This window comes from Actinomadura sp. WAC 06369, assembly GCF_003947565.1.
Classification (GTDB): Bacteria; Actinomycetota; Actinomycetes; order Streptosporangiales; family Streptosporangiaceae; genus Spirillospora; species Spirillospora rifamycini.
The window spans coordinates 1-8,183 of record NZ_QHJN01000250.1; the positions used below are offsets into that span (position 1 = coordinate 1).

Below are 8,183 nucleotides of genomic sequence, written 5' to 3' on the forward strand. Positions count from 1 at the left end.
CCCCGGCGCGCCCGAGGAGCGCGGGCACGGGCTCGCCGAGCAGCCCGCCCAGCCAGGCCCCGGTCGCCGCGACCCGCTCCATGTCGATCCCGGTCTCGACACCGCCGCGGTGCAGCGCGTACAGCAGGTCCTCGGTGGCGATGTTGCCGGTGGCGGCGGGCGCGAACGGGCAGCCGCCGAACCCGCCCGCCGACGCGTCCAGCGTCGTCACGCCCTCGTCGACCGCCGCCAGCGCGTTCGCGTACCCGGTGTTGCGCGTGTTGTGGAAGTGGAACCGCAAGGGGATCCCCGGGGCGGCCTCGCGCACGCGCCGCGCCAGGTCGCGGACCTGCGCCGGAACGCCCACCCCGACGGTGTCGGCGAGGGCGATCTCGGACGCCGCGTGCGCCCGGCGCGCGAGCTCCGCGACCCGCTCGGGCGGCGTCTCGCCCTCGAACGGGCAGCCGAACGCCACCGCGATCGTCAGGGTCGCGGGCACCCCCGCCTCCGCCGCCGCGGCGGCGATGCCGTCCCACGCGTCCATCATCTCGGCGACGGTCGCGCCCTGGTTGCGGACGCAGAACGCGTCGGACGCCGGGACGGCCACGTTCACCTCGTCGACCCCCGCGGCCAGCGCCCGGTCGAGCCCCCGCCGGTTCAGGACGAGCCCGCTGTAGCGCACGTCCCCCCGGGGCACCCCCGCCATGACCTCCTCGGCGCCCGCCATCTGCGGGACGCGCTTCGGGTGCACGAACGAGACGGCCTCGATCCGGCGCGTCCCGGCCTCCGCGCAGCGCGCGATGAAGGCGATCCGGTCGTCCGGGGTGAGCACGCGGGCCTCGTTCTGGAGACCGTCCCGCGGGCCGACCTCCACCACCGTTGTATGCAATGTGCCTCCAGACTTGCCACCTTCGCGTCGAATGTGACTATATTGCATGCAATCGAGGAGGTGCCATGGCGCGTGCGGCGGACGTCGCGTACGACGCGGTGCGGCGGATGATCCTGTCCGGGGACGCCGCCGCCGGATCGCGGCTCGGCGAGTCGGAACTCGCCGAGACCCTCGGGCTGTCCCGCACCCCGGTGCGCGAGGCCCTGCAGCGGCTCGGCTCGGACGGCCTGGTGGAGGTGCTGCCGCACCGCGGCGCCCGCGTCGTCGCATGGACCCGCGAGGACCTCGCGGAGATCTTCGAGCTCCGCGCGCTCCTCGAGCCCTACGCCGCCGCCCGCGCCGCGCGCATCGGCCGGGACGCGGCCGTCCTCGCCGACCTGGCCGCGCTCTGCGACGCCATGGAGGCCGCCGCGGCCGACCGCGACCTCGGCGCGCTCGCCCGCCTGAACTCCGGCTTCCACGCCGCGGTGATCGACGCGTCGCGGAACCGGCGGCTGCCCGGGATGCTCGCGTCCGTCGTGCACGCCCCGCTGATCGTCGGCACGTTCCGCCGCTACGACGCCGCCGAACTGGACCGCTCCATGAACCACCACCGGGAGATCGTCGCCGCCATCGCCGCGGGCGACCCCGACTGGGCCGAAGCGGTGATGCGCGCCCACATCCGCGCCGCCGCCGCCAACCTGAACCGGAAGGACGACGATGAACGCACTCGGTGACCTGCGGGTCGTGGAGATGGGCCAGCTCCTCGCCGGCCCGTTCTGCGGGCAGCTCCTCGGCGACTTCGGCGCCGAGGTCATCAAGATCGAACCGCCGGGCGCCGGGGACCCGATGCGCGAGTGGGGCCGCGAGAAGCCGCACGGCAAGTCCCTCTGGTGGCCGATCCTCGCGCGCAACAAGAAGTCGGTCACGCTGAACCTGCGCACGTCCGAGGGCCAGGCCCTCGCCCGCCGCGTCATCGCGCAAGCCGATGTCCTCGTGGAGAACTTCCGCCCCGGCACCCTCGAACGCTGGGGCCTCTCCCCGGACGAGCTCCGCGCCGAGAACCCCCGCCTCATCGTCACCCGCGTCACCGGCTACGGCCAGGACGGCCCCTACGCCCCCCGTGCCGGGTTCGGCTCCATCGGCGAGGCGATGGGCGGCATCCGCTACGTCACCGGCGACCCCGACAAGCCCCCGTCCCGGGCCGGCATCTCCCTCGGCGACGAACTCGCCGGGACGTTCGCCGCGCTCGGCACCCTCGTCGCCCTGCACGCCCGGCACCGCACCGGCCGCGGCCAGATCGTCGACTCCGCCCTCTACGAGGCCGTCCTCGCGATGATGGAGTCCCTCGTCCCCGAATGGGACATCGCGGGCTACCAGCGCGAACGCACCGGCTCCGTCCTCCCGAACGTCGCCCCCAGCAACGTCTACCCGACCAAGGACGGCCCCGTCCTCATCGCCGCCAACCGGGACACGATCTGGCGCCGGCTGGCCGCGCTGATGGGACGTCCCGAACTCGCCGACGACGAGCGGTTCGCCACCCACGGCGCCCGCGGCGCGAACGCCGACGAACTCGACGGCCTCATCGGCGACTGGACGTCCGACCGGGACTCGGCCGAACTCCTCGACCTCCTGCACGAGAACGGCATCCCCGCGGGCCTCACCTACCGCGCGAAGGACATGCTCGCCGACCCGCACTACCGCGCCCGCGAGGCGATCATCCGGATGGCGCACCCCGAGTTCGGCGAGTTCCCGATGCAGAACGTCTTCCCGAAGCTCTCCGACACCCCCGGCGAGGTCCGCGCCCTCGGCCCGTCCCTGGGCGAGCACAACCCCGAGGTCTACGGCGCCCTCCTCGGCCTCGCCCCCGCCGACCTCGAAGCCCTGACGGCGGCCGGCACGATCTGACCCCGGCCCCGCGACCTTCCGGCAGACGCGGGGCGCCGCCCCGGCCGGGGCGGCGCTCGCCGCGCAGCTCCTCGGGCGGCATGAGGCCGGGGGCGCCGACGACCATCCCGGTCCGGGTGAGGCCCCCGCCGCCGCTGGCCATGGCCGGGAGGCTGCGCCATGGTGGGCGGAGGACGACACCGGGAGGGGCATGGCGCCGCGATCATCCCCCGAAGCGGCCGGGCCGCGCCCGCGCGTCGCCGAGGTCGACGTCCTCCGCGGGTTCGCCCTGTCCGGCGTCGTGATCGTGAACACCGTGCAGCTCACCGGGGTGCCCCTCCCGGACCCGGGCGATGGTCGCGGGCCCGGCTACTGGGCGTACGAGACGCTGCTCCACCAGCGGTTCTTCCCGATCTTCTCGCTGCTGTTCGGCGTGAGCTTCGGCCTGTTCCTGGACGCGGTCCGGGACCGGACGCCGCACCCGCGGGTGCTGATGCTCGCGCGGCTGGGCTTCCTGATCCCCATCGGCGCGCTCCACCGGATGCTGCACCCCCGCGAGGTGCTGCTGACGTACGCGGTGGTCGGGATCGCCGTCCTGCTGCCCGCGTCGTTCCTCCCCGGGTGGCGGACGCTCCTGGCGCTGGGCCTCGTCGCCGCGGGCGCGGCGGCGTCGACGGCGGGCGGCAGCGCGCTCGTCCCCGGATTGTTCCTCGTGGGGTACGCGGTCCACAGGTACGGCGTCGGGCGGATTTTGGACGCGCCGGCGGCCCGGGTGTCGGCGTTCCTCCTGTGCTGCGCCGTCCTCGCCGCCGGGCTGAACGCCTGGCAGGTCGCGGCGGCGGCCGGTCCGGGTTCCGCACCCGCGACGTGGGCGGGGCTGGCCACCGCCGCGGTCTACGCGGCGGCGGTCGTGCGGCTGTCGCGCACGCGGGCGGCACGGCTCCTGGGCGGGCTCGTCCCGCCGGGGAGGGCGGCGCTCACGGTCTACGTCGGCGCGACGGTCGCGATCGTCGCGGCCGACCGCGCCGTCCGTCCGGCCGCGCCTCCCGACCTTCCGGTCGCCGTCGCCGCGGGCGCGTCCGTCTTCTGCCTCGGGCTCGCCTTCAGCCGCCTGTGGCTCCGCCGCGCCCGCCACGGGCCGCTGGAATGGGTGTGGCGGCGCCTCACCTGGTGGGGGCCGGTTCCGCCGGGCGCCGACCGCGCCGACACGGGGTGAGAGGCGAGGGTTCGCGCTTCGCTTGACAAAGCGTACTTGCAAAAGACAAGCTACGCTCGATCGAGAGGAGATCGGACATGAGCGCATCGGCGAACGGCCCGGCGAGCTACTTCCCGGCGATCGAGAAGAAGTACGGGCGGCCCGTCCGGGAATGGGTCGACCTCATCCGCGCGTCGCCGCTGACCAAGCACATGGAACTCGTCGCCTGGCTCAAGGACGAGCACGGGCTGGGGCACGGGCACGCGAACGCCCTCGTCGCCCACACCCTCGGCGAAGGGCGGTAGGGCCGTGTGAGCGGTTTGTGAGGGGGGCGGGCGAGGCTCGGCGGCATGGAAGATGCCATCCGGGCCGAGGGCCTGGTCAAACGATTCGGGAAGACGGTCGCGCTGGACGGCGTCGGGCTGAGCGCGCGGCGCGGCACCGTGCTCGGGCTGCTCGGGCCGAACGGCGCCGGGAAGACGACGGCCGTGCGGATCCTCGCGACGCTGCTGCGGCCGGACGCCGGGACGGCGCGCGTGGGCGGGCTCGACGTCGTCCGCGACGGGGCGCGGGTGCGGCGGGCGATCGGGCTGACGGGGCAGTACGCGTCGGTCGACGAGGACCTGACGGCGGCGGAGAACCTCGTGCTCATCGGGCGGCTGCTCGACCTGCGCAAGGGCGACGCGCGCGCCCGCGCGGCGGAGCTGCTGGAGCGGTTCGAGCTGGCGGACGACGCGGGCCGGCGGGTGTCGGCGTTCTCGGGCGGGATGCGCCGCCGGCTCGACCTCGCGGCCTGCATGGTGGGGCGTCCGGCGGTGACGTTCCTGGACGAGCCGACGACCGGGCTCGACCCGGGCCGCCGCGAGGACGTGTGGCGGATGATCCGGGCGATGACGGCGGACGGCGGGACGGTGCTGCTCACGACGCAGTACCTGGAGGAGGCGGACGCGCTCGCCGACGGCATCGTCGTGATCGACCGGGGCCGGGTGATCGCGGAGGGCACGCCCGCGGAGCTGAAGCGGGTCGCGGGCGGGCAGGCGATCACGGTGCGGCCGCGGGACCCCGGGCGGCTGGTGGAGGTCGCGGCGATCCTGAACGCGGTGTCGGGGCGGGCGGCCGAGTCGCCGCGCCGGGACGTCCTGACGGTGCCGGTGGACGGCGAGGACGCGCTCGCCGAGACGGTCCGGCGGCTGGACGCGGCGGGCATCGCCGTCGCCGAGCTGTCGCTGCGGCTGCCGAGCCTGGACGAGGTGTTCTTCACCCTGACCGGCCACGGCGTGCTGAAGGAGGAGGCGGCGGTATGACCGACACCCTCGTCGGCCCGAGGACCCGCGCGGCGGAACCGGGGGCGCGGCCGTTCGCACTGGCCCGGCACAGCCTGCTGCTCGCCGGGCGGAGCCTGACCAAGACGCGGCGCAACCCGGGCATCCTGCTGGACGCGCTGTTCATGCCGATCATGTTCCTGCTGCTGTTCGTGTACCTGTTCGGCGGCGCGGTGTCCGGCTCCACCCGGGAGTACCTGCAGTACATCTTCCCGGGCGTCCTGGTGATGACGATGGTCCTCGCCGGGATGGTGTCGGTCGGCGTCGCCATCAACGTGGACGTCAAGAAGGGCGTGTTCGACCGGTTCCGGAGCCTGCCGATCGGACGGTCCGCGCCGCTGGTCGGGCTCGTCGTCAGCGACGGCCCCCGGTACGTCGTCACCGGCACCGTCCTGTTCGCGACCGGCTACCTGATGGGGTTCCGGGTCGAGACGAACGCCGCGGCGGCGCTCGCGGCGGCGGGGCTCAGTGCGGCGCTCGGGTTCGCGCTGAGCTGGGTGAACGTGCTGGTCGGGGTGCTGATCAAGGAGGAGACCGTCGTGCAGACGGTGGCGTTCCTCGGCATCTTCCCGCTGACGTTCGGGACGAGCATGGCGGTGCCGACCGAGACGCTGCCGGGCTGGCTGCAGGCGTGGGTGGAGGTCAACCCGGTCGACAACGCGGTCGACGCCTGCCGCGGACTGCTCGTCGGCGGCCCGGTCGCGGGCGCGGCGACCGCGACGCTGCTGTGGGCGGCGGGCTTCCTCGCGGTGTTCGCGCCGCTGGCCGTGTACGCCTACCGGCGGCGGAGCTGATCCTCCAGGAGGGCGAGCGCGCCGGGGAGGTCGAGCGCCGCGCCGCGCGCGCGGGCGTCCTCGAAGGCGCGCTCGCCCAGCGCGTCCCGCAGGCCGCGGGCGACGTGCGCGACATCGGGGTCGGCCTCGTCCGCGCCGCCGCGGAGGACGGACGCGGCGCCGAGCGCGGCCGCGGCGTCCGCGGGGCGGTCGGCGGCGCGCAGCCGGGCGACGCCGACCCCGGCGGACGCGGCGACGGGCATGTCGGGGCCCGCGACGGCCCCGGCGAGCGCGGCCCGCAGGTGGCGGCGGGCCGCGGCGCGTTCGCCGGCGCCGATCGCGAGGTGCGCGCGCGCCGTCGCCAGCAGGGACGGGTACTGCGGCCCTGAGGGCGCGCGTTCCAGTTCCCGTTCCGCGGCGGCGTAGTGCCGCTCCGCCTCGGCGGGGTCGCCGCCGTGCCGGGCCAGGTCGCCGAGCGCGAGCCGCGCGCCGACCAGGTGCCGGGCGGGCGTCGCGGCCTCCGGCGCGAGCAGGGCGGCCAGTTCGCGGCGCGCCCGGCCGGCGTCGCCCGACCGGGCGAGCACGACCGCCAGCATCACCCGCTGCCGCGCCGCCTCGCGCTCCTGCCCGAGCTCGCGCAGCAGCCCGATCGACTCCTCCAGCGCCGCGACGGCCGCGTCGTGGTCGCCGCCGCTCAGCTCCGTCGACGACGCGAACAGCAGCGCCATCGCGAGGCCGGCCCGCTCGCCGCTCTCCCGGTACGCGGCGACGGCGGCGGCCAGGTCGCGGTGCGCGGCGGCCAGGTCGCCCGCGTTCCCGTCGAGCATCGCGGCCATGACGTGGAGCGTCCCGCGCGTCCAGGCGTCCCGGCCGGGCAGCAGGCGGTCGACGGCGGCGCGGCCGCCCGCCGCGTCGTCGCGCAGCAGCGCGACGCCCGGCTCGACCAGCACCGCGAGCGGGCGCGCGTCCGGCCCCGGCGCCCGCGCCTCGATCAGCGGGTCGTCGCGCGCGGCGCCGCCCGCCAGCACGACGTTCAGCACGTACCCGCCGAGCGCCGCCGCCTCGGCGCCGTCCGGGACGGGCGTGCGGCGCGGGGTCTCCAGCGCGCCCTTGAGCCGCCGCGCGGCCTCGGCGTGGTCGCCCTGGATCGTCCAGAACACCGCGAGCGCCGCCGCCAGCCGGACGGCCGAGCCCGCGTCGCCGCGCTCCTCCGCGAACCGGAGGGCGGCGTGGACGTCGTCCTGCGCCTCGGTCAGCCGGGGGAGCCACGCGACCTGCCCGGCCCCGAGCAGGTGGGGCGCGGCCCGCTCGGCCGCCTCGACGACGTACGCGAGGTGCGCCGCCCGGACGGCGGCGGACTCGCCGCGCTCGGCCAGCCGCTCCCGCGCGTACTCGCGGATCGTCTCCAGCATCCGGAACCGCGGCTCGCCGCCGTCCACCGGCTGGAGCAGCGACCGGTCGGCGAGCGCGTCCAGGTCCTCCAGCGTCCCGCCGCCGACCCGCGCGGCCGCGTCCGGGACGATCACGCCGGGGAACACCGCGAGCCGTTCGGCGAGCGCCCGCTCCCGCTCGTCCAGCAGGTCCCAGCTCCAGGCGACGACGGCGCGCAGCGTGCGGTGCCGGGGGACGGCGCGGCCCCCGGTGAGCAGCCGGAACCGCTCGCCGAGCCGGTGCACGAGCTGCTCGGGCGTCATCGCGCGCAGCCGCGCCGCGGCCAGCTCGATCGCGAGCGGCAGCCCGTCCAGCCGCCGGCAGATCTCCGCGACGGCCGCCGCGCTCTCCGCCGCGTCGAACCCGGGGCGGACGGCCGCCGCGCGCTCCGCGAACAGCCGCGCCGCGTCGGGCCCGTCCAGCGGCGGCACCGGGCACAGCGCCTCGCCGTCGATGCCGAGCCGCTCCCGGCCCGTCGCCAGCACCCGCAGTTCCGGGCACGCGCCGAGCAGCCCGCCCGCCAGGTCGGCCGCCGCGTCCAGCACGTGCTCGCAGTTGTCGAGGACGAGCAGCGCCGCCGCGCCCGCGAGCGCCTCGGCGACCCGCTCCGGCCCCCGCACCCCGAGCGCGGCCGCGACCGCCCCGGGGACCTCGCCGCCCGCGGCGACCGCCGCCAGCTCCACGACCCACACCCCGCCCGGGAACCGCTCCGCGACGCGCTCCGCGAC

At 76.5% G+C, this 8,183-nt stretch carries 8 protein-coding genes; 6 read left to right on the forward strand and 2 right to left on the reverse strand.

Annotated elements, in window-relative coordinates; all coding sequences use genetic code 11:
* A partial coding sequence (locus DMH08_RS37000; RefSeq protein WP_148108638.1) for a hydroxymethylglutaryl-CoA lyase occupies positions 1 to 916 on the reverse strand: 916 nt, incomplete at its 3' end.
* A 17-nt stretch (positions 917 to 933) separates the two neighbouring features.
* Here DMH08_RS37000 and DMH08_RS37005 point away from each other — a divergent pair.
* The 6 genes from DMH08_RS37005 to DMH08_RS37030 all read left to right on the forward strand — a co-directional run bounded on the left by DMH08_RS37005 (position 934) and on the right by DMH08_RS37030 (position 6,045).
* A complete protein-coding gene (locus DMH08_RS37005) occupies positions 934 to 1,584 on the forward strand; it encodes a GntR family transcriptional regulator (protein WP_026402792.1) in 651 nt (216 codons plus the stop codon).
* The gene (locus DMH08_RS37010) at positions 1,568 to 2,755 is read left to right on the forward strand and encodes a CaiB/BaiF CoA transferase family protein (RefSeq protein ID WP_125620857.1); all 1,188 of its coding nucleotides are present in this window, start codon (positions 1,568 to 1,570) and stop codon (positions 2,753 to 2,755) included. The genes DMH08_RS37005 and DMH08_RS37010 overlap by 17 nt, the downstream gene beginning before the upstream one ends.
* Before the next feature lie 190 nt (positions 2,756 to 2,945).
* Positions 2,946 to 3,950: a DUF418 domain-containing protein gene (locus tag DMH08_RS37015; RefSeq protein WP_125620859.1), complete on the forward strand. Its 1,005-nt coding sequence runs from the start codon at positions 2,946 to 2,948 to the stop codon at positions 3,948 to 3,950.
* A 77-nt stretch (positions 3,951 to 4,027) separates the two neighbouring features.
* Positions 4,028 to 4,234, forward strand: a complete 207-nt coding sequence (locus DMH08_RS37020; RefSeq protein ID WP_125620862.1) for a DUF4287 domain-containing protein — start codon at positions 4,028 to 4,030, stop codon at positions 4,232 to 4,234.
* Positions 4,235 to 4,279: 45 nt separating this feature from the next.
* Entirely contained in the window at positions 4,280 to 5,233 is a 954-nt protein-coding gene (locus tag DMH08_RS37025) for an ATP-binding cassette domain-containing protein (protein ID WP_125620863.1), read from the forward strand.
* A complete protein-coding gene (locus DMH08_RS37030; protein ID WP_125620865.1) occupies positions 5,230 to 6,045 on the forward strand; it encodes an ABC transporter permease in 816 nt (271 codons plus the stop codon). The genes DMH08_RS37025 and DMH08_RS37030 overlap by 4 nt, the downstream gene beginning before the upstream one ends.
* On the opposite strand, the gene DMH08_RS40610 is transcribed toward DMH08_RS37030, so the two are convergent.
* A partial coding sequence (locus DMH08_RS40610) for an ATP-binding protein (RefSeq protein WP_199748184.1) occupies positions 6,027 to 8,183 on the reverse strand: 2,157 nt, incomplete at its 5' end. The two genes, DMH08_RS37030 and DMH08_RS40610, sit on opposite strands and share 19 nt — an antisense overlap.

Coding starts and splice junctions, on each gene's coding strand:
- DMH08_RS37005 (WP_026402792.1), top strand. CDS start 934: ATGGCGCGTGCGGCGGACGTCGCGTACGACGCGGTGCGGCGGATGATC.
- DMH08_RS37010 (WP_125620857.1), top strand. CDS start 1,568: ATGAACGCACTCGGTGACCTGCGGGTCGTGGAGATGGGCCAGCTCCTC.
- DMH08_RS37015 (WP_125620859.1), top strand. CDS start 2,946: ATGGCGCCGCGATCATCCCCCGAAGCGGCCGGGCCGCGCCCGCGCGTC.
- DMH08_RS37020 (WP_125620862.1), top strand. CDS start 4,028: ATGAGCGCATCGGCGAACGGCCCGGCGAGCTACTTCCCGGCGATCGAG.
- DMH08_RS37025 (WP_125620863.1), top strand. CDS start 4,280: ATGGAAGATGCCATCCGGGCCGAGGGCCTGGTCAAACGATTCGGGAAG.
- DMH08_RS37030 (WP_125620865.1), top strand. CDS start 5,230: ATGACCGACACCCTCGTCGGCCCGAGGACCCGCGCGGCGGAACCGGGG.